Source organism: Vibrio sp. SCSIO 43137 (assembly GCF_028201475.1).
Classification (GTDB): domain Bacteria; phylum Pseudomonadota; class Gammaproteobacteria; order Enterobacterales; family Vibrionaceae; genus Vibrio.
The window spans coordinates 1,229,252-1,249,261 of record NZ_CP116383.1 but is presented as its reverse complement, the minus strand read 5'-3'; the positions used below and the strand labels follow the sequence as shown (position 1 = coordinate 1,249,261).

At 46.3% G+C, this 20,010-nt stretch carries 17 protein-coding genes; 7 read left to right on the top strand and 10 right to left on the bottom strand.

Features of this window, described 5'->3' with window-relative positions; genetic code table 11:
* Window positions 1-71: 71 nt before the first annotated feature.
* Window positions 72-557, top strand: coding sequence for a DUF3015 family protein (locus PK654_RS05895; RefSeq protein WP_271698276.1), 486 nt, complete (start codon window positions 72-74; stop codon window positions 555-557).
* Window positions 558-589: 32 nt separating this feature from the next.
* Window positions 590-2,413, top strand: a complete 1,824-nt coding sequence (locus tag PK654_RS05890) for an Lnb N-terminal periplasmic domain-containing protein (RefSeq protein ID WP_271698275.1) — start codon at window positions 590-592, stop codon at window positions 2,411-2,413.
* A 293-nt stretch (window positions 2,414-2,706) separates the two neighbouring features.
* On the opposite strand, the gene PK654_RS05885 is transcribed toward PK654_RS05890, so the two are convergent.
* Both PK654_RS05885 and PK654_RS05880 read right to left on the bottom strand, forming a co-directional pair.
* Entirely contained in the window at window positions 2,707-3,669 is a 963-nt protein-coding gene (locus PK654_RS05885) for a transposase (RefSeq protein ID WP_271698274.1), read from the bottom strand.
* A 151-nt stretch (window positions 3,670-3,820) separates the two neighbouring features.
* A complete protein-coding gene (locus PK654_RS05880) occupies window positions 3,821-4,297 on the bottom strand; it encodes a GNAT family N-acetyltransferase (RefSeq protein WP_271698273.1) in 477 nt (158 codons plus the stop codon).
* Between the two features lie 123 nt (window positions 4,298-4,420).
* On the opposite strand from PK654_RS05880, the gene PK654_RS05875 reads away from it, so the two are divergent.
* On the top strand, window positions 4,421-4,726 hold the full coding sequence (locus tag PK654_RS05875; protein WP_271698272.1) for an ATP-binding protein: 306 nt from the start codon (window positions 4,421-4,423) through the stop codon (window positions 4,724-4,726).
* 59 nt (window positions 4,727-4,785) lie between these two features.
* On the opposite strand, the gene PK654_RS05870 is transcribed toward PK654_RS05875, so the two are convergent.
* Window positions 4,786-5,049 carry a hypothetical protein gene (locus tag PK654_RS05870; RefSeq protein ID WP_271698271.1) on the bottom strand — a complete coding sequence of 88 codons (264 nt, stop codon included), beginning with the start codon at window positions 5,047-5,049 and terminating at the stop codon, window positions 4,786-4,788.
* Window positions 5,050-5,420: 371 nt separating this feature from the next.
* Between PK654_RS05870 and PK654_RS05865 the strand changes: the two genes are divergently transcribed.
* On the top strand, window positions 5,421-5,846 hold the full coding sequence (locus PK654_RS05865) for a hypothetical protein (RefSeq protein WP_271698270.1): 426 nt from the start codon (window positions 5,421-5,423) through the stop codon (window positions 5,844-5,846).
* Window positions 5,847-5,879: 33 nt separating this feature from the next.
* Here PK654_RS05865 and PK654_RS05860 read toward each other — a convergent pair whose 3' ends face one another.
* The 4 genes from PK654_RS05860 to PK654_RS05845 all read right to left on the bottom strand — a co-directional run bounded on the left by PK654_RS05860 (window position 5,880) and on the right by PK654_RS05845 (window position 10,047).
* Entirely contained in the window at window positions 5,880-6,554 is a 675-nt protein-coding gene (locus PK654_RS05860; RefSeq protein ID WP_271698269.1) for a Crp/Fnr family transcriptional regulator, read from the bottom strand.
* Between the two features lie 419 nt (window positions 6,555-6,973).
* Window positions 6,974-8,296, bottom strand: a complete 1,323-nt coding sequence (locus PK654_RS05855; protein WP_271698268.1) for an extracellular solute-binding protein — start codon at window positions 8,294-8,296, stop codon at window positions 6,974-6,976.
* Window positions 8,297-8,344: 48 nt separating this feature from the next.
* Entirely contained in the window at window positions 8,345-9,202 is an 858-nt protein-coding gene (locus PK654_RS05850) for a carbohydrate ABC transporter permease (RefSeq protein WP_271698267.1), read from the bottom strand.
* A gap of 11 nt (window positions 9,203-9,213) precedes the next feature.
* Complete coding sequence (locus PK654_RS05845) at window positions 9,214-10,047, bottom strand: carbohydrate ABC transporter permease (RefSeq protein ID WP_271698266.1); 834 nt, start codon at window positions 10,045-10,047, stop codon at window positions 9,214-9,216.
* A gap of 170 nt (window positions 10,048-10,217) precedes the next feature.
* On the opposite strand from PK654_RS05845, the gene PK654_RS05840 reads away from it, so the two are divergent.
* Window positions 10,218-11,243 (top strand): IS110 family transposase, encoded by a 1,026-nt coding sequence (locus PK654_RS05840; protein WP_271698813.1) that lies wholly within the window; start codon window positions 10,218-10,220, stop codon window positions 11,241-11,243.
* A 412-nt stretch (window positions 11,244-11,655) separates the two neighbouring features.
* Here the strand turns inward: PK654_RS05840 and PK654_RS05835 are convergent, their stop codons facing one another.
* Together PK654_RS05835 and PK654_RS05830 are read right to left on the bottom strand one after the other, a co-directional pair.
* A complete protein-coding gene (locus PK654_RS05835; protein ID WP_271698265.1) occupies window positions 11,656-12,744 on the bottom strand; it encodes an ABC transporter ATP-binding protein in 1,089 nt (362 codons plus the stop codon).
* 16 nt (window positions 12,745-12,760) lie between these two features.
* The gene (locus PK654_RS05830; RefSeq protein WP_271698264.1) at window positions 12,761-14,632 is read right to left on the bottom strand and encodes a beta-L-arabinofuranosidase domain-containing protein; all 1,872 of its coding nucleotides are present in this window, start codon (window positions 14,630-14,632) and stop codon (window positions 12,761-12,763) included.
* Between the two features lie 212 nt (window positions 14,633-14,844).
* Between PK654_RS05830 and PK654_RS05825 the strand changes: the two genes are divergently transcribed.
* On the top strand, window positions 14,845-15,879 hold the full coding sequence (locus PK654_RS05825) for a LacI family DNA-binding transcriptional regulator (RefSeq protein WP_271698263.1): 1,035 nt from the start codon (window positions 14,845-14,847) through the stop codon (window positions 15,877-15,879).
* 35 nt (window positions 15,880-15,914) lie between these two features.
* On the opposite strand, the gene PK654_RS05820 is transcribed toward PK654_RS05825, so the two are convergent.
* Window positions 15,915-17,594, bottom strand: a complete 1,680-nt coding sequence (locus PK654_RS05820; protein WP_443088728.1) for an amidohydrolase — start codon at window positions 17,592-17,594, stop codon at window positions 15,915-15,917.
* Window positions 17,595-17,960: 366 nt separating this feature from the next.
* Between PK654_RS05820 and PK654_RS05815 the strand changes: the two genes are divergently transcribed.
* On the top strand, window positions 17,961-19,832 hold the full coding sequence (locus tag PK654_RS05815; protein WP_271698262.1) for a methyl-accepting chemotaxis protein: 1,872 nt from the start codon (window positions 17,961-17,963) through the stop codon (window positions 19,830-19,832).
* Window positions 19,833-20,010 lie beyond the last annotated feature (178 nt).

The window sequence follows — 20,010 nt, the reverse complement described above, 5'->3', positions numbered from 1 at the left end:
CTTTAGGCTCTAAAATTCAAATAGGCATTGGTTGTTCATCAACTGTTACAAGTTTAAGAAGGAGCTTTACTTTGAAAAACAGAATCTTTGTTTTGCTATTAAGCACTTTTGCTTTTCTGCCAAACGCCAACGCTTCTCTCGATGGCATTTATAAAGGCTGCGGCCTTGGCCACTGGATTGCCAACGGTTATGCAAACGGCTGGCTGGCGGTTACCACAAACGTTACTTTCGACCTGGGTACAACTGCATCCATCTCTTACTATTCGAGCCCATCAACCTGCTCGGGTCCATTCTATGCAGCCGCCCAGTTTATCGACCGAACTTATCCGGAATTGGAGCAAGAGACAGTACAAGGTGAAGGCGAACATATGGTCGCGATGCTGAATATCCTTGAATGCGGACAAACTGAGCAACAATTGGTGCGTAATAACATCCGGAATGACTTTGCCAAAGTGCTGGCCAATGATAGCTATGCTGAAATGCCTCACCACGAAAAGGCTGACAGTTACTACCGAATTGTGGCGAAACACGCTTCAAAGCAGTGTACGGCGTCTTAATCTGCATTAAAAGACAGGTGGCACAATGCTGTGTGTCGCCTGTTTTCTGTATTCTGCTGTCTGTGACTCTACTGCTTCCGCGAACTGTACTGGCATCGGGTTCGCTTAGCGAAAAACAGATGGAACAGTGGGCAAAGCTGCTGCACTTTAAAGGAGGCAATAGTACTATCTCCAGCCCTGATTTTTTCCTTTCTAAAAACGGCAGTTCTGATGCAGATGATGAACTGATGGCGACTATTAGTGCCTTTACCAGACCATCAGAAATGGCCCATTGCCGTTACCCTGCCCGCTATATCTGGGTTAAAGCGAATTTCGGTTCTGATTTGGGACTGTCCTTGCAAGATTGCGACGACTATCAACAGTGGATTCAGCATAGTGATACTGAATCGGTCAGTCTGGTATATGTCACTGGCTATCTCGGCAACCCGGCCTCTTTTTTTGGCCACCTAATGATGAAATTTAATCGTCGGGATGACCATAAAACAGAAATAGAGCTGCTGGATACGGGTATCAACTTCGGGGCAGATGCTCACCCTGATGACAACCCGGTGAAATATGTATTGTACGGTATTTTTGGTGGCTACAGTGCCAGTTACACTACAGCAACTTACTACCTCCATACTGCCAGCTATGCTGAAAACGAGCAGCGTGAACTATGGGAGTACGAACTTAACCTGACCGAGCCTGAAGTTGCCTTGCTGCAGGCGCACCTGTTTGAGCTACAGAATGTTGATTTCAACTACTACTTCTTGAGTGACAACTGCTCTACGGCATTTAAAGATATTCTGAGTATTGTTCTGCAACAGCCTCTCGACACGGGCGTTCAGCCATGGGATATGCCCATCGATATATTCCACGCACTTCCGGAAGCAGAGCATCGCGGAAAGCCGTTGGTGAAAAAGGTCAATCAGCGTCAGTCTAAGTACAGTCGTATTCAAAACAAGTATCTGGCTCTTAGTGATGCAGAAAAGCAGCAGGCACTCACCATTGCTAAAGACATTTCAGAGCTGACATCTTTTATGCAGTCAGATGATTTTTCTGACTATGAAAAAGCCAAAGTTCTGGATGTGCTGACCGAGTATACCGAACTGCTATTGGTCACAAAAAAGGAGTCTAATACCGACTACAAGGAGCAAAAACGTAAGTTGCTGCTGGCAAGGCTACAGCTAGCTAGCTTCGCCGTTGAATGGCCAGAGAGTATAGCCAAGCCGCCCCATTTAGCTCAGTTGCCTATTAATCTCGGTATGGGGGCAGGTTATAGCGATAACTATGGCAGCTATGTGAGCTTGCGGGGATATGGCGCTTATTATGACTTTTTGTCTATCGATGCAGCACGGCTAAAAGATTCAGCTCTTACGGTTCTGGATACCGAACTGCATGTGACCGAAGACAAAGTTCGCCTCAAAAAGCTGGATTTCATTAATATTGCTTCCCTCAACACCAATGATGTGGACTTGTTTGAAAATGACCGTTTGGCCTGGCAGTTGGCTCTCTCAGTGGAGCATAGCGAATGTCATGACGATGAGTGTTACCGGTCTCTGTTCAAAGGTTATTTAGGCGTTGCAGATCGCTGGTTTAACGGCCTGTCGGCTTACGCAATGCTTGGCGGCCAAGTTGATTTCGCCTACTTCGATGACTCAGCTTTTCAGCTACCTGCAGGATTAATGTATAGCTGGTCTGACAGTTGGAAAACACACCTGCGGATAGTGCCCTCACTTGGGTTGAATGGTGAAGGTTGGGATTTTGCCTTTTACGGGGACACACGCTTTAACATCAGTAACAAAGCTGATGTCCGCTTTAGCGTTGAAAGTAGCTACGACAAGCTGGTAGGGGTTTATTACAACAGGTATTTTTAGTTTTGCATGGCATGCATTGCCGAGTTTTGCAGGGACAGTTTTGCAGGGACAGGCACTTCTTTGCTGGCACTTCTTTGCTTCTTTGTAGTTTGTCAGGACAGGCACTTAATTAAATATCCCTAAGACTTCTGTCTAGATTTTTAAGTTATTTTCGCTGATTCAGGGAGAGATTAAAGCGACTTTGATAGTTACCTATCAATCATTCCTCAAATGAATGATTTTAGATACAACATGCAATGTTATGTTATGAACGGAGTAACTTTATAGAAGTGTCGGAAGAGCTGCAGTCAATATCATCCATCCAGCCGGAATAGATTCAAGCGCTTTTTGTTTAGGCTCTGTTTCGCATGCTCAAGATGACATGCACACCCCACAGCTGTACTTTTGTAGCGCTCAAGTTTAGTCGCCGCATTAAACCACTTGATTTGATTGATACTCAAACGTTGAAGTATTGATGGCGTAGAAGAGTCCAGCGAACTCCTATCTGCACGATATTGTCTCGCCGTCCAGTCAACCAATTCGATATAGTCTAAAAGTCTAAACGGGATTCCTTTAACTAGTTTGTTAGTAGGATTTCCAACAAATGGATACAGGCACGGAGCTGTCTCCTGCTCACTATTCAGAGCCTCCAACCTAGCTTTTATCGATGTGTATTCTGATGTTTCGGGTGTCTGAGCAACTCCTGCCCGCAGCGGATTTAAATCAACATAAGTCATTGCAGAAATCAACGCCTGCTCATCAAGTAAGGCCTGACTCTTAAAGCGGCTTTCCCAGAAATGTCCTTTACAGTCGTCTTCCCGATTTGCTTTGCATGCGATATCAAAATTTAGCTCTTTCATAAACCAACTTAGATCCCATAGGCGAGAGCGCCAAGACTCGATTATCTTAGCTGCAGCTCGTCTTTCAGCCTCGGATTTCAACTGATTTGTCAGCCAACCCTGTATAAGAAAAGGAAGTTTATGGTTTTGTTGCCAACGCTCAACCACCATTGCATCAGTTAACTCCAAAGCCTCCTCTTTATTGATATGTAAGACAAGGTGGTAGTGGTTACTCATGACGGCATAAGCGCAAATATCAATACAATAAACGGCTGAAAGAGAATAGATTTTTCGTTCAATCCACCCTCTTCGATGTTCAAAGCATTTCTTTGTAACCGGGTCTTCGCCACAAAGAAAACTGTGCCTGACACAACGAGAGACACAGTGATAATAAGGTGTTGTTTCTGGTGAGACTAATTGCTTTCTTGCTGTTGTCATAACAAGTACCCAGCCTGAAAATATTGAGTGCAGGTTACTCTATACAGAAAATTAACCAACCAGCAGTTGGTCAGATTACAGCCGGGTTATCACTAGATCAGTCTTAACTTAATACTTTTATGTGTGTGTCCCGAATAAAAGTGGATTAAAGTCACAAATCAATTCCCAGTTTCAACATATCAATATGCTGCAAACCATGCTCGTAGATAGGCTCAGGGTAATGCTTGATGAAGTAGTTTTTCCTAACGCCTTCGACACGAAAACCAGCTCGCTGATAATAAGTTAGCTGATAACCAAAGGTGCCTGTCCCCAGAATAACTCTATCAAAGCCCTGCTCTTTCAACTGCTCTAAAACATACACCAGCAGTGTACTACCAATACCTTGCTTCTGATGCAGAGGAGATACAGCAATGTTATAGATCTCTGCCTCGTTAACCGAGTCACTATCACTGCTCTGATTTGTCACACACGCTGCGACGATCGTTTCTTCACCATTATCACCAGTCAAGTAAGTCGCAAAGCATGTTGCTCCTTGCAGGTAACGACCAATACAGGCTTCAGAAGGGTCAGCTTCCAACAAGAGTTCTATAGGAATCTGATTCGAAGTTATCTTTTTATATTCATACATTTATTAGTTTCCTATCAACATCGGCTCTTTATTTTGAGCAGTTCTTTCTCCAGCTTCAACTGAAATCAAAAACTGTGTTCCTGAGGTGTGTGTCCCGAATAAACTGAAGGCAAACCCGTCAGCGTGATCCGCAACTACCCTGAAGCAGAAACACCCTGCTCTGTTCCGGCGACGGCATTAAGGATTGTTCTGACTAACCTTATCCGCAACGCTTTCCAATATACCGATGAGGGTCACGTGTCTGTGCAAGTACTACCTGACGCAATGGTGTTCGAGAACGAAGAGTATGGCGACGATGAAGTTACCAGCGAAGAGAGTATAGGATTGGGGCTGATGCTGGTTGAGAAAACCTGTAACCGAATGAGCTGGAGATTAGAGATATATAGAAAAACAAACGGCCTGAAAGTGACATTTCGACTGAAGTCGTAGTCGCAGCTCCTCAACTGGATCTGTCCCGCCACAATCAGGTACAAAAGGTTGTTCAGCTATCAGCTTACCAGAGCCGCAACTTCAACCAGATATGGAGCATAGCTGGTAAAGTCAGGATGAGATGAAAACATCTCTTCCATCTGGGCAAATTTCTGATCGATAGACTGCATTTGCGTCATGCGGCTGAAGCCCGCTATAACCACATCTTCATTCATATCAATATAGTGGTTGATGCTCTCAAGGCTATGGTTGTGAATGCCCTCCACTTTACGGATAGCTTCGGAGATATCAATTTTGGTTAAGTTTTCTGTGGAACGGTTCATTGCTCGCCTCATTTGTTTGAAATCAACAAGCTAGCTACGTTTAACTCTGGCTTCTCTTTTCTTATTATCAGTCTGAATTTAACTGTAAGTTGAGTGAGTGAGTTGTTGTCTCAGAGGCTAAACATTGATGTAGATAGTCTTGGATATTCAACGAGTTATATATTCGTCATTGCGCTGTCCAAATTAGCACCAATACGTCTGGTAAACAATATAAAAACTGCTACTAATACCGCGCCACATCACATAATAACCACACTATTGATCTGGATTATATATTCTTCTAAAAATTGACAAAATTTGACTTAGGTTATTTACTTAGCCTCAATTGCAAACAATAATGATTATCATTTCAACAGTGTCAGGGGCAAACTATGAACTCATTAAGTCAGATGTATGAAATAAGCGATACTTCCTCTATAACGACAGAAGCTTTAGAGAGTGAGCGTCACTATCGCGACTCCATTTACTCTCTGGAGCAGAAGCTTACTCTGGATCCAAAATGCATTGAATCAATCCGCCTATGGATCAGCAGTTACCACCAATTGTCTGTTATCTATCAAAACCGCGGCGAGTGGATAGCAGCGCAGAAGTGTCTGCTTATTCCTCATCATTCAATGCTTTATATGGCCAATCATACCGATGATGAAGAAGTTGAACTTATCGCCATCCGTGCCATTAACATTACCCTGCCTAAGCTGATGGAGTTCGCAAAAGTCCATCCGCCCTGCCGTAGCTGTATGACCGAGCTAAGAGAGCAAATGAAAATGCTTGAAAGCAACAATAAGTCACTTCACTAAAAGTCACACAACTTATTGCCCCGGGTCGGTATTTCAGGAAAATATCTCGGGGGTTAAATCAACCGAGCGGCAAAGAGACGGAATATCGACCAGAGTAATATGACTTCCCGATTCAATAATATGACCATCGGATTTAAGTTTTTTCATTGCGCGGGAAAGAGTCTCAGGCGTCATACCAAGTTGTGTTGCCAGTAGTTTCTTTGTCACTGGAATAGAGAGCTTATCGCCTTTAACCATTTGCGAGCGATAAATTTCAGCCAGCTTCATTACCAGCCTCTGGTTGGCATTTACCTGAGTCAGAATATTAACCGTATTCATCAGATGACAGATGCGGTTACTCATAAAACTCATCACTTTCAGAGACAACTCAGGAGAATGAGTAACAACAGACTGCACCTGTTGGCAGCTAAAAGCACTCAACTCTGAATCTTGCTCAACACGGGCACTCATAGGGTATTCTCTCGGCTGCATAAACAGCGCCAGTTCAGCGATAAGATCTCCTGCCAGAAACACTCTGAATAACTTCTCATCACCATTTGGCATTAAGCGGTACAGGCTGACCTTGCCCTTCTCCAGAAGATACATATTGTCGGCACAGTCTCCCTTCTGAAATAGCTGATGACCTGCCGGACAACTAAGCTGTTTTCTGTCTGCAAATAGCGCCTGCTTCTGCTGTTCATCCAGCAATGATATAAAACTTGCGGTCACCTTCCCTCCCTGAGCTTGACAATAATCAAGTGAAGATTACGTTTTTCACCGATAAAATACAAATAATAATTATTATCAAATGGAAAGCCTAGGAGATTACTATGGAATGTATCAGCCCTGCTTTCCGGTGGATTGGCCTTTCAGCCATTTTGTCCCTATTTATACCTGTAATTCTGTTCTGTTAGGAGTGTTGATGTCTGAAAAGAGTCGGTGAATGGGTTCTGTGAGCGGCTATTTATCACACTTTTAATAATATCTATATAGAACAAGACAAGTACCGGACCAGCCCCCACCAGTCCGGTACTCATCTCTGTTCCCCCCTTTTTAAGCTGAATTGCTTGTTCTTCTCTCCCGTTTATTCTCCCGCCACCTTAAGGCTCGAAAGCGACGGGAAAAACTGTTAGCGGTTCAACTGTCAATTAACGGTTCATCACCCGGTTTGCACGTTTTTCAGCAGACTCAAGGGTCTCTTTCACCGGCTTATCTGTCAGCCATGCTGATTTAAACTCGTCACGCGCTACTTCAAGGAATGCACGACCGTTCTGGATTGGTGGTACCGGAATACCTGAAGTGATGTTTTTCAGATACTGAGTACGCTGAGGCAGCTTAAGAACAAAGTCACTCATAGCAATAGACTCACGAACCGGCATATGCCCCGTAGTTGCCCAGTAGTTGCTGTTATCACTCAGATACTCAAGGAAAGAACCAATAGCTTTGCTCTGTTCATTGGTTCTGCCTTTTTTGCTACTCACTACCCAGTTGTGGTTGTCCTGCCACACACCATCTTTATTGTAGATTTTAGGGAATGCCTGAGCACTGTATTGCTTAAGTAGTGCGCCGTCTTTCTTGGTCTGGCTGTTGTAGTAATCCACCACCCAGGTACCGTTGGCAAACACCGCTGCTTCACCATTCAGGAAGGCCTGTTCTGAGGCGTTATACTCGGTATACGGCTTCACATATCCCTTATCCACCAGCTCTTTAATCAGTGACAGTGCTTCCTGACCTTCCGGCGTGCTAAAGGTTGCTTTGTCGTTACTGTTGTTAGTGTAGTGCCCGCCCTGCTGACCAACCAGAGACTGCCAGAACCAAACAGGGTTAGACATGTTTACGTCGTTCATCGACATAGTGATGTAGTCTTTACCGGTTTTCTCTTTAATCAATTTTGCCTGCTCAAGCAGCTCTTTACGGCTGTGGGGCATAATTGGCTCGCCTAAATCATTGATCAGGCCAGCTTTCTCAAACAGATCAACATTCACGTGCCAAAGCAGAGAGTGAGAATCAAACGGAATAGCATACATATCACCGTTGTAACTTACAGACTCTTTTACCGTGTTAAAGAAGTCTTTCTTATCGATAGCGGCTCCCTGAATCACCGGCTCTACAGAAGTAATCAGCTTACGTTTCACATAACCCGGCATAACTGAGCTGTGCATAATGGAAATATCCGGCTGATCACCCGTGGCAAAAGAGGCACGATACGAATCGTAATAAGTGTTTTCCGGCAACGCCTTGTACTTAACTTCAACACCATCTTTATTGGTTTTGTTGTAGCTGTTAATCAGAGCGTTTACGATGGCACATTCACCCTGACCACGCGCCGCTTCAAGGTCAGCATTAGCCGCCCATTTTGCAGAACATCCGCTGAAGAAGTGGCTCACTTCGATAGTGCTGGCCGAAGCGTTGGCACTGAATGCCAGCCCCATTGCCGCGATAACGGAAATTGACAGAAGTTGTTGTTTCATAAATATTCCTTTTTAAGTTATTTCGTTATTGTCTGTTTACTTGCTTTATTACTTTCCTACGTTCATAGAGATGCCCTGAACGAGGTAGCGTTGAAAAATAATGAACATAATCAGCATCGGCAGGCAGGCGGTTACTGCTGCTGCACCAAGGGTGCCGAGCTGCTCTGTGCCGCCATATGGCCCCAACATTGAAGCCAGACCGATAGTCACCGTGTACATGCTTGAATCGGTTGCCGATACCAACGGCCACAGGTAATCGTTCCATGCACCTAGGAAGGTAAAGATGCCCAGAGTAGTCAGTGCCGGCTTCGACAGCGGCAGTATCAGCTTGTAGAAAATCTGGAACTGAGTGGCGTTATCTATCGCCGCCGCTTCATCAATATCTTTGGGTATCCCTTTAAAAAACTGAGTCATCAGGAACACACCAAAGGCCAGCGGTAGTCGTGGCAATATCAGGCCAAGGTAGCTGTTGTGTATACCCCACTCAGCGAACATGGTGTGCAGGGGAATAAAAATCGCCTGCTCCGGAACCATCAACCCAGCGATAACAAAAGGGAACACAAAACGCTTACCCTTAAACTCCAGCCGGGCAAAGGCGTAACCGGCCAGCGAGGCAATCACCAGGTGCACAAGGGTAACCACAAGAGCGACGGTCATGCTGTTAATAAACCAGGTAAGTGTTTCTGAGTTAGTAAATATCTCCACATAGTGAGAGAAAGAAAACTCCGACGGAAACAGCCCGTTAGTACTCAGTCTCAGAGACGAGTTTGAGCGGAAGGACAGGCTAAGGATCCACAGCAATGGGTAGATCCACACATAGGCCAGAACCCCTACTGCCACGGCGGTTACCCAGTTCAGTTTTCTGGTTGCCGGATCGATATCTGCTATCGTTTTTGCAAATGCCATTGTGCCTCTCCCTACTTCTGAGTCTTAAACTGTAAAAAACTAACGGCGGCCATAATAATGAACAGAATCATTGACATAGATGAGCCGTAACCCAATGACCAGTCACGCCAGCCGGTTTCATAGATGTACTGAACAATGGTTCGTGTTGAGTTAGCCGGCCCGCCGGCCGTCAGTAGTTGTACCTGTCCGAAGAATTGAAAATGGCCGACCGTCTGGGTAAGCACCACAAAAATCAGGGTGCGTGACAGTGACGGCAAAGTAATACTGGTGAACCTCTTCCATGGACCAGCATTATCTATAAGCGCCGCCTCATACAGCTCATGGGGTATCTGCTGTAATCCGGCCAGAAAGAGCATTACCGGGAAACCCACACCCCACCAAAGGGTTGCCACGATAATGGAGGCTGCAGCCCAGTCGATGCTTCCTGTGAAAGGAATCGCTTCCAGACCAAAACTCTGCAGTATGTTGGCGATAAGGCCGCTGTTTGGTGTCAGCACCTTCTGCCAGATAATGGCAATAACCGTTACCGACAACACACCTGAGCAGCAAAAGATGGTGCGAACAAAAGAGAAGTAACGTCCCTGCCGGTTCAGTGCCAACGCCAGTGCCAGCGACAAACTGGTCATCAGAGTGACGCCGAACAACACAAACTTAAAAGTGTTGTAGATAACGGTGCGGAACATGTCATCAGCAAACATTTCGCGGTAGTTATCCAGCCCTATGTATTCCTTGGTAAAGCCCACCAGATCCCAGTCATGCAGGCTAATATAAAAGCCTTTAAACAGCGGATAGACAATCAGCACCACATACAAACTAAGGAACGGAGCCAGAAACAGATAGGCCATAAAGGTCTTGTTGTTGCTGTCAGCCAGCTTAAAAAGCGAGAACTTTTCACTATCTAACGGTGCCTGTCCTTTTAAATCCTTAGGTGTGTGTTGAGATGGTCACTCCGCAACCGGCATCGCAATGTGCCAAGATTGAAGTGTTACAGCGACAATCTAACGGAGTGACCATTATGAAATGTAGTGTTATTAGTATCGATTTAGCAAAGAATGTCTTTCAAATTTGCGCACTCAGTAACGAAAGAACAGTCTTGTTCAACAAGAAAGTAAAACGCTCTAACTTGCTGCATGAGCTACGACAGTTCGAACCGACTCTGGTCGTTATGGAAGCCTGCTACTCTTCCAACCCTTGGGGGCGTCGTATTCAGAAGCTCGGCCATACCGTTAAGTGTATTCCTGCTTTTGCGGTGAAGCCGTTCGTTATTGGCAATAAAAACGACAACAACGATGCACTGGCAATCGCTGAAGCCTCATTCCGGCCAACACTGCGTTTTGTTCCCATCAAATCGATTGAGCAACAAGATGTTCAGTCTCTTCATAAAATCAGGGAGTTACTCATTAAGCAGCGTGGTGCTTGGATGAACCAGCTCAGGGGATTACTTGCCGAGTATGGTGAAGTACTTCCCAAGGGCATTGCGCATATAAAACGTCAGTTACCTTTAATTTTAGAAGATAACAGCAATGAACTGACGCCTGTCTCGCGTGGTTTTATCACCAGAATTGCGCTTAATATTCGCTTATGCTCTAAGCAGATTAAAGACATCGAAATAGAATTACAGCATCTTCTTGCCCAGCGAAATGACTATCAAAGGCTGCTTAATGTTCCCGGAGTTGGGCCGATAGTGGCCTCAGCACTTCTGGCTTATATCAATGACATTGGTTGCTTTAAAAATGGCCGCCAGTTCGCCGCCTGGGTTGGATTAACGCCTCGACAATACGCCAGTGGAGATATCAACCGGCTGGGTAAAATCAGCAAACGGGGAAACCGGACACTCAGAAAGCTTCTCATTCATGGAGCGCGAGCAATACTAAGCAGAAGCTCGGGCAAAGACGACCGCCTCAGCCAGTGGATGAATGGCTTAAAAGAGCGTATGCACCCATGTAAATGTACCGTAGCTTTAGCTAATAAGCTTGCTCGTATTATCTGGGTGGTATTAGCAACGAAAACAGAGTTCCAAGCTTCTAAAGCATGTGCTTAGTTAGCAACACAAAATACTGAAAACCAGACAACAAACAGGAAACGGTAGCAACACAGTTAATGAAAAAACGGCATTCGCCCTGTTTAGAACCTCGTCGAGGACAACTGCTTGATAGTGAAAGCATAGTGTGTGTAACAGGCAAACAGGGCTCTTGAATCTCATTAGGGCGCTTCGCACTAAAGCGAAACAGAGACGCCGGATATATGTCAAAAGACCGTATTCTTAACTGATGCCAATACCATTAATCAGGTGAATCTTATGTAACGGACAAACGACTATGGCTTTGTAACTAACAAACCTTCAATCTTTACTTGATTGGAGTGACCATATATGTCCTTTTAAATCTGAGGTGTGTGTCCTTTTAAATTCTTCACCTTTCAGAGGTGTGTGTCCCGGTAATTCTGAACTGGTTTTACTGTTCATAAGCCACCTCTTCCAGTCGCTTACCGTCCATGTCGAACAGGTGTGTGTCCTTAATATCAAAATTGAGGGTGACTTGATCTCCGACCGCTTCGCCGTTATAAACAGAGGATTTCACCAGTACTGTTTCGCCGGCATTGGTGCGTACCAGATAGTTGGTTTCATCACCCAGACGCTCTATTACCTCAACTCTGGCACGGCCGAGATTTCCGTCTTCTGCAAAGCTAATCTGTTTAGGCCTGATTCCTACGTACACCTGATGGCCGGCAATACGACGGTTGCCAAGGCTTACTTTGGTACCGGCATCAAACAGCAGCTTCTGCTCATTGTGTTCCTCTATCAGATGACAAGAGAAGATGTTCATCTTAGGCGCACCGATAAACTCCGCCACAAACTTGGTGGCCGGCTTTTCATAGATCTCCATCGGTGTTCCAACCTGTTCAATCAGGCCGTCTTTCAGCACCACAATGCGATCGGCCATGGTCATGGCTTCGACCTGATCATGAGTCACATAGATCATGGTGGCATCCAGCTTGGAGTGCAGCAGGGCAATCTCGGTACGCATCTCCTGCCTCAATGCGGCATCAAGATTCGATAGAGGTTCGTCAAACAGAAATACCCGTGGTTTACGTACTATTGAACGGCCGATAGCGACACGCTGCTGCTGACCACCGGACATCTCTCTCGGGCGACGCTCCAGCAAATGTTCCATCTTCAGTTGTTTGGTGGCATAGCGGATACGCTTTTCTATCTCTGCCTCATCAACCTTGAGGTTACGCAGACCAAACGCCATGTTGTCGTATACCGTCATATGCGGATAAAGGGCATAGTTCTGGAAAACCATGGAGATACCCCGCTTGCCGGGCGCCAGATCATTTACCTTCTCGCCGTCAAACATCAGATCGCCGCCGCTGATCTCCTCCAGACCGGCAATCATCCGCAGCAGGGTAGATTTGCCACAGCCAGAGGGGCCGACAAACACCACAAACTCGCCATCCTGAATATCCAGATCCAGTTGCGGAATCGCAGTAAAATCTGAAGGGTATGTTTTATTAATATTTCTTAGTGTTAATGCTGCCATCTCATCCTCTCCTCGATTAGTGCTGCTTGTCCGCTTTATAGGCGGGAAACTCTGCGATACGCAGGTCGGTACATCCGTATGGCACCAGTTCTATGCTTTGTGGCTGTTGTGTTGTCAGTACCTGAATAGGTAACGGGTTGGCATTGCCGTTCTGGCTTTGCCAGTTTTCAGCCTTCACCGCTTTGACCTGTATACGGTTTGAACGGTTACCGGCACTGAATGCTGCACCGTCATTCAAAGGCTGGCTGATATGCTTCAGCTCGGTTTTTTCCAGCAGAGCATAGTTCCACGGCTGAGTAGCTATCACTTCGTAGTCACAGTGCGGGAACTCGCGTCCTTCTTTTTCTCTGTTTATCTGATTGAAACGGGACGGAATATTGTAGGAGTAAAGCAGTGGTCCACGTTCCACATACAGGCCATACCCTTGTGTTGTACGGATATCAGCATGCATAGGCAGTGTCAGAACCAGCTCCAGTTTGTCTTCAACGATTTGCGAAAAGTTCAGATAGTCGCGCCCTTTCAGGCTACCACCCTGCCACTTCAGCTCACCTTGCGGACACCAGCCCGGTATACGTAGCTTAAGGTCAAGCTGAACCGGCTGCTGTGCCTGAATCACAAAGCGGATCTGCTCGCTAAACGGGTAGTCGGTTACCGTCTCAATAACCACCGGCTTACCGTCAATTTGAGTGCTCAGGCGGTTAGGCCCGTACGCCAGCGCCAGCAGGCTGTTACCCTGTCGTTTCCACAGAGAGGCAACAAACTTAGGGAAACCTTGATGCAGGTTAGAAGTACAGCAGCCAAAGTGTGGCTCCAGCCCGTAAATATTGGATTCATCGCTGTTGGTGGTATAGAGATGATCAGGTTTAACGCTGCACTCAACCTGATTGATCTGCTGTACATACTGATGTGCCCACATATCGCTGGTAAGTGTGGCCGGCAGAGCGTTATAAGCCAGCTTCTCAAGGCGGTCACCAATTTCGGTGTCATCACTGTAATCGGAGATCACTTCCAGCGAGTACATATGCTCCACGATGGAACAGAGCTCGGTGCCTGCCAGCGGGCTTTTTCCTGCCAGACACTCATCACCCGAAATAGTACCGCTCGGCAAACCGTGTGCACTGTCCAGAACCGACTGCATCTGTTTCCATGCATCTCTGTCCAGCTCATTACCACTGAACCTGTACCAGAGCGAACCACTTTTCAGGCACTGGGTATTGTTGACCACATGGTTCATATAGTTCCATTCGCCCTGACGGGAAGGTCTGCCGTACGGCCAGCCCGGCTGAATAAAGCCGTTCCAGTCAAAGCCTTGTGCCTTTAGCTTTGCGGCCAGTTGCAGCAGCCACTGCTCACCACATAAGTCATACAGCCACCAGATACCAATTAACACTTCATACCAGCGTGAATGAGCCCAGTGAGTAACCGGCTTAAGTTCGATATGGGATTCGATATTTCTCAGTGCATGACGTACCGCAGGCTCTACTCTTTTATCACCAGTGGCATCGTAATAAACCACCAGCATTTTTACTGCCAGAAACTGAGACCAGATATCGTGAGCCTGCTCGTCTTGTTCAGGCAGTGGCCCCAGCCAGCCATTTTCCAGTTGATGGCTGAAGATATAATCCATATAGCCGTTAATACGCTGCTTTAGTTCAGCATCGTCCAGTTGCCATGCAAGAGGAATCGCACCGTCCAGCCAGTAAGGGAAACGCTCCCATCCTTCTGACTCTCCCCCTATCCATGCGCTCTCAGAAACATCTTTCCAGAACAGGTCTAAATTACCGCTCAACCCGCTCATCTGAATCTCAAGCTGCTCCTTCAGCCAGCCCTGCGGTTTTATCTGCCCGATGGGTATAGATTCACTTTGTTTACTAAATAAACCTTTCACAACATCACCTTACATAATCAAGTTGCGAAGAATTTAGCTTACAAACGGCGCTATTTTTGTGATCAAAATCGCCTTACAAGCCCTTTTGAGCGTATAACCAAGAGTAATATCAGTAATTGTGATTCGCTCAAATAAACACAGCACATTCTTTACTAAACTTTATCAATTAAACAAAGTAAGATATTAAGTAAACAAATTAACGGATAAAGCGGATGAAGAAACCAACTAGCTATGATGTAGCCGAAAAGGCAGGTGTTTCGGTAACCACCGTCTCTCTGGTTCTGTCGGAAGGCAAACCTAACAGCATCTCCCTGGCCACCAGAAAGAAGGTGCTTAACGCAGTAGAAGAGCTGGGCTATGTAAAAAAACCGAGAAGAAAAAACAGTGCCGCAAAGTCCGCTTTATCCCATGTACGCACGCCGGGTATTGCGCTGATTATCGATGAGATCTGTATTTCTGACCCCTTTCTTGAGGTGTTTGCCGCACTGCGTGAGGTAACGGACAAACACGGCTATATCAGTGAAGTGTATGAAGTAGGCGACAACCCGAACCGGCTGGATCGTATCATTGGTAATATCAATGCCAGTGATACCACCGGGGTTATCTTTGCTACCCACAGAACAAGGGATATTGACTGTGAGATGCTGTCGAACATTCAGGTGCCAGTTGTTCTGCTTAACTGTTATACGGAAGGAAAAACCCTCTACTCGACAGTATTGCCGGGGGACAGTGCCGGTGCCTACGATGCCACCAGCCACCTGATAAACACCGGACGCAAGCGCATTGCCCATATTACCGGTGATATGAATGATGTCGCCGCACAAGAGCGGGTTAGCGGTTACCGCCGCGCCCTGATTTCCCATGATATCGCAGTAGATCACCGATTGATTGTTCATGGCGGATGGGCCCTTAACCACGGTTACGACTCAACCAAGGTACTGCTGGACTTAGATGAGATCCCCGATGCCATTGTCTGCGGCAACGATATGTCGGCCGTTGGTGCTTATCTGGCTCTGACGGAAGCTAAGGTGGAGATAGGCAGTCAGATTGCGCTAATCGGCTACGATAATCTGCCTATCTGCCAGACACTCTCTCCTGCCCTGACCTCTATGACGATTCCGTATGCAGATATGATGCGCTTTGCGCTAGAAGAGCTGTTTACTCAGCTAACGGACAGAAAGAAAAATATCCGTGTTACCAAGGTAGAGTCAGAAATTGTAGTAAGAGATTCAACAGGCGAAGTGTAATGCTTCGCGCTGTTTCTTCTCAACTTACTTATTAGCTAATACTCTGCTTCAAACACAACCCTACCCTGAAGCAGAGTCATCAATACCTGAGCATCAGCAATTACATCAGGAGCCAATCGGGTAATATTGCTATCCAACATGACCAAATCAGCAGATTTCCCGACTTCTATTGACCCTGTGACAGCGTCTAAACCCAGACTTCTGGCGGCATTAATGGTGTAAGCCCGGATAGCAGAATCGATATCCGGCAGACCGGTTTTACCCATCTTCAGGCTATTGGCAATACCGACAAGGGGATTAATACTATTCACATCCCAGTCGCTGCTTAAGGTAACATTGGCGCCGGTATTAAACAGCGCCCTGAGGTTCATCAGGTTTCTTGCCCTTTGAGCACCGATAAAGGCTTCTGCCCACTGGTGATCATGGTAGACAATATAGTCAGAGCCAACCTGAAAATCGGCACTCACCTTCAGCTGTGAAAAACGTTGCCTGTCCTGCTTATTGACCAGTTCAATATGGGTCAGTGTATACGGCTTGTCCGCCCCCAGATCACGCACATATTCAATAGCATCAAGGGATTCACGCACTGCTCCGTCACCGATGGCATGGATATGAGCACTGTAACCAATCTGATCCAGCCTTCTCAGCCAGACTTTCATCTGCTCCATGGGGATATAGTTCAGCCCGTACGGTGCATCTTTCAGATAACTAAAGCGGTATGGCTGAAGGATTTTTGCCGTGCCGTTGATAATAATGCCGTCGCTGTACATCTTAACCTGATCCACCAGCAACAAGCGGGAAGGATCATCAGACTGTATAGACTTCAGGTACGCTAATTGAGTCTGCAGTTTATCGGACGGATAGATCCAAGGACGAACAGACACCCGTGCCGTTAACTCGCCCTGTTGTTCAGCAGCCTGCCAGATATCAAACCAACCCCGCTTCCAGTACATGCGCCCGTCACCTATGGTAGTAATTCCGTTGGCTGCCGCCTCTTCCAGCCCGGCCATCAGCCCCTGATAGCTAAGCTCAAACTGATTGCTGATACTGTTCCACGCCTGCTCCATCACTAAATCACCGGCGTTATCCAGTAAAATACCGTTTAGCTCGCCGCTACGGCTATCTTTTAAAATACGACCGCCCTGCGGCCGAGGAGTGGACTTGCTGATACCAGCCAGATCCAGTGCAAGAGAGTTAACCCACATAGAGTGAGATGTCTGCTCCATCAGAATAACCGGCTGATCAGGAAAGATAGCATCAAGTACCTGTAACGGTGTCTCTCTGTTCTCTTCACTAAGCACGGTATCAAGGGAAAACCCGTAACCCAGCAGCCAGTTGTCAGAGTCCGCCTCGGCACGACACTTCTTCAGATAGGGGATCTGCCCTTTTAACAGCGCATTACCACTCAGTTCACATACACCAGCCGCCTGCGATGCTGCCTCAAAAACATGGTTATGATTATCAATAAAACCGGGCATAACAAAGGCGCCTTCAGCGTCAATAATTTCCGTTTCCGGGGAGAACATACCTCCGGCTTCTCTTTCACTGCCAATATAGAGAAACAGGCCGTCTTTAATGGCAAGGGTATCAGCATGAGGGTGACCATAAATAGTCGCATTGGTGATAATAGTATCTGCTTTCTGGGCTGCAGAAGCGTTTACTGCACCCATTAAGGCAAATATTGTAACTGCAATATGCACAATATTCTGTCTCATCACCGCTCCATCAACCTGAATAATTTGTACTGCTTATAGCATAAATCGCGATAGAAAGAAGTAATAGTCCGTCGCTCTGAACTGAAGGATACCCAATAATTATCTCTTCCATTTCTTTCGCTTCAGGTTTTCCTTATCAGCTCATTTCAGCCGACTAGTACAGGCTAGAAAGAAAACAAAAACCGCCTATGCAACAAAACACAGTTATACGTATGAATGTTAACCGAACGAGTTGATATAAAAATTTATTTATATAATTCAGTGATATATGTATCAAAAACACATAGCCTTACATATTAAAATGCTTACTCAATATTACAAATAGCAACTTATTGCATATTATTTTGTTTGTTTGGAATTCAAACCATGAAGTTTAATTATAAGATCGTTGCAGCATCCTCACTGATGCTGGTTCTGACCGTCGTGTTTTTAACGGTGGAACAACTCTATACAGTGAAAGCTCATATCGCTAATCAGGTGAAAGCCGATATCAGCGAAATGCTGACCAGTGTAAAGAACTACACCAACTCAGAACTGTCGGCACAAAAAGCGCTGGCAAAAACCATCACTGAATTTACTCAACTATCCGCTGAAGATTACGACCATGTTCAGAAGATTGTTGAACAGCCTCAGGTAAAAAAATCTTTCCTTGCCGCCGGCATGGGCTACGAAGCTAACGGAAAAATGCTGGAGAACGTTGACAGTTGGGAAGCCGACGCGAGCTTTAACCCGAGAGTCCGCCCCTGGTATCAGCTGGCTGAACAGAAGCAGCAGGTGGTGCTGACCGAACCCTACCTGAACAACTCAACCGGTGAAATTAATGTTTCTATCGGCAGCCCGGTACAGAGCAACGGCCGTTTTGTCGGCAGTATGTTCTTTGATGTATCCCTTACCAACCTTTCTGATGCAGTAAACCAGTTTAACGCTTTTGAATCCGGCTACATCTTTATTGTAACCCGTTCCGGAAACACTATCGCCCACCCGCAAAGTGACTATAACGGTAAAAACCTGTCAGAATTTCTTCCCGGCGTTGCGATTAAAGAAGGCGTTCAGCATATCGTACTGGATGGCGATGATCTTCAGATCACCTTCAGCCGTATTGCGGAACTAGACTGGTATGTAGGTGCGGTAGTTGATGAAGATATGGCCTACTCTGCCATCGACGATCTGAGAAACAGCTCGATTATCTACTCTGTTATCGCGCTGGTATTGAGTATTCTTGCCCTGACTTATCTTATCCGGCGTTTTATGCGCCCGCTGAACGATGTAAACAGCGCCATTGAAGATATCGCCACTGGTGACGGAGACCTGACCCAACGCCTTAACCCGAATACCGATCAAGAGTTCTCTGTTCTCGCTTCCGGTTTCAACACCTTTGTCGCCAAGCTACAAGGTCAGCTTAAGCAGTCAAAAGAGTTAAGTGTCAGCATCAAGCAGGGCACAGAGATGACAGCGGAAGGTGCGAAAAACTCCGCCATGGCAATGAGCACCCAGCTAAGTGAACTGGAACAGCTGGCAACAGCGATGAACCAGATGTCCCTCGCCTCTTCAGAAGTGGCAAGCAATGCCCAGTCAGCGGCGACCTCAGTAAAAGACGCAGAGAACGCCACCAACAACGGCAGCGAACTGGTTAGTAACACCTCTCAGACCATCGAGAGCCTGTCGCTAAAAATTGAACATGCCGTTGAAGAAGTTAAATCACTGGCCATGGCATCGGACAATATCGAATCCATCCTGAAAGTGATTAACGATATCGCCGACCAGACTAACCTGCTGGCACTGAATGCCGCAATCGAAGCAGCGCGTGCCGGTGAGTCAGGTCGAGGGTTTGCCGTGGTAGCCGATGAAGTAAGAACACTGGCACAGAAGACACAAGAGTCGACCACAGAGATCAAGGCGATGATTGACCAGCTTCAGTCTGGTGCCCATTCTGTTTCCCTTGCTATGGGTGAGAGCCAGCAGGCTGCGCAATTAGCTGTAGAACAGGCATCCGGTGCTAATTCGGCGCTTGATGATATTCAGCAACTGATTGTCACCATCAGTGATATGAACACTCATATCGCCTCCGCTGCGGAAGAGCAGAGTCTGGTGGCGGAAGAGGTGAACACCAATACCCTGAATATTAAGAGCCTGTCAGAGCAGGTGGCCGACGCAGCCTCTAACGCAAACGTCGCTATGGTGACTCAGATAGAGAACGTAAATGCTCAAGATAAGCTGTTAAACAGTTTTAAAGTGTAAAGAACAAAATCCAAGTAAAGCCTTCGGAGTGATCCGGAGGCTTTTTTACTAAAAGCTCATAATTTACTCAATCGCTCATTTAATTGAGTTTCCCCAGCGGCTAACTGAACCGATAGCCGTTAACTCCCTGCTAACATTACCGGTTTCTCTTCCCCTACACCCCTTTTAGCTCCATGTA

What these genes read in the sequence shown, in the direction of transcription:
- PK654_RS05885 (WP_271698274.1), bottom strand. Translation starts at nt 3,669, where the DNA reads ATGACAACAGCAAGAAAGCAATTAGTCTCACCAGAAACAACACCTTAT.
- PK654_RS05880 (WP_271698273.1), bottom strand. Translation starts at nt 4,297, where the DNA reads ATGTATGAATATAAAAAGATAACTTCGAATCAGATTCCTATAGAACTC.
- PK654_RS05870 (WP_271698271.1), bottom strand. Translation starts at nt 5,049, where the DNA reads ATGAACCGTTCCACAGAAAACTTAACCAAAATTGATATCTCCGAAGCT.
- PK654_RS05865 (WP_271698270.1), top strand. Translation starts at nt 5,421, where the DNA reads ATGAACTCATTAAGTCAGATGTATGAAATAAGCGATACTTCCTCTATA.
- PK654_RS05855 (WP_271698268.1), bottom strand. Translation starts at nt 8,296, where the DNA reads ATGAAACAACAACTTCTGTCAATTTCCGTTATCGCGGCAATGGGGCTG.
- PK654_RS05850 (WP_271698267.1), bottom strand. Translation starts at nt 9,202, where the DNA reads ATGGCATTTGCAAAAACGATAGCAGATATCGATCCGGCAACCAGAAAA.
- PK654_RS05845 (WP_271698266.1), bottom strand. Translation starts at nt 10,047, where the DNA reads ATGGCCTATCTGTTTCTGGCTCCGTTCCTTAGTTTGTATGTGGTGCTG.
- PK654_RS05840 (WP_271698813.1), top strand. Translation starts at nt 10,218, where the DNA reads ATGAAATGTAGTGTTATTAGTATCGATTTAGCAAAGAATGTCTTTCAA.
- PK654_RS05835 (WP_271698265.1), bottom strand. Translation starts at nt 12,744, where the DNA reads ATGGCAGCATTAACACTAAGAAATATTAATAAAACATACCCTTCAGAT.
- PK654_RS05825 (WP_271698263.1), top strand. Translation starts at nt 14,845, where the DNA reads ATGAAGAAACCAACTAGCTATGATGTAGCCGAAAAGGCAGGTGTTTCG.
- PK654_RS05820 (WP_443088728.1), bottom strand. Translation starts at nt 17,594, where the DNA reads ATGAGACAGAATATTGTGCATATTGCAGTTACAATATTTGCCTTAATG.
- PK654_RS05815 (WP_271698262.1), top strand. Translation starts at nt 17,961, where the DNA reads ATGAAGTTTAATTATAAGATCGTTGCAGCATCCTCACTGATGCTGGTT.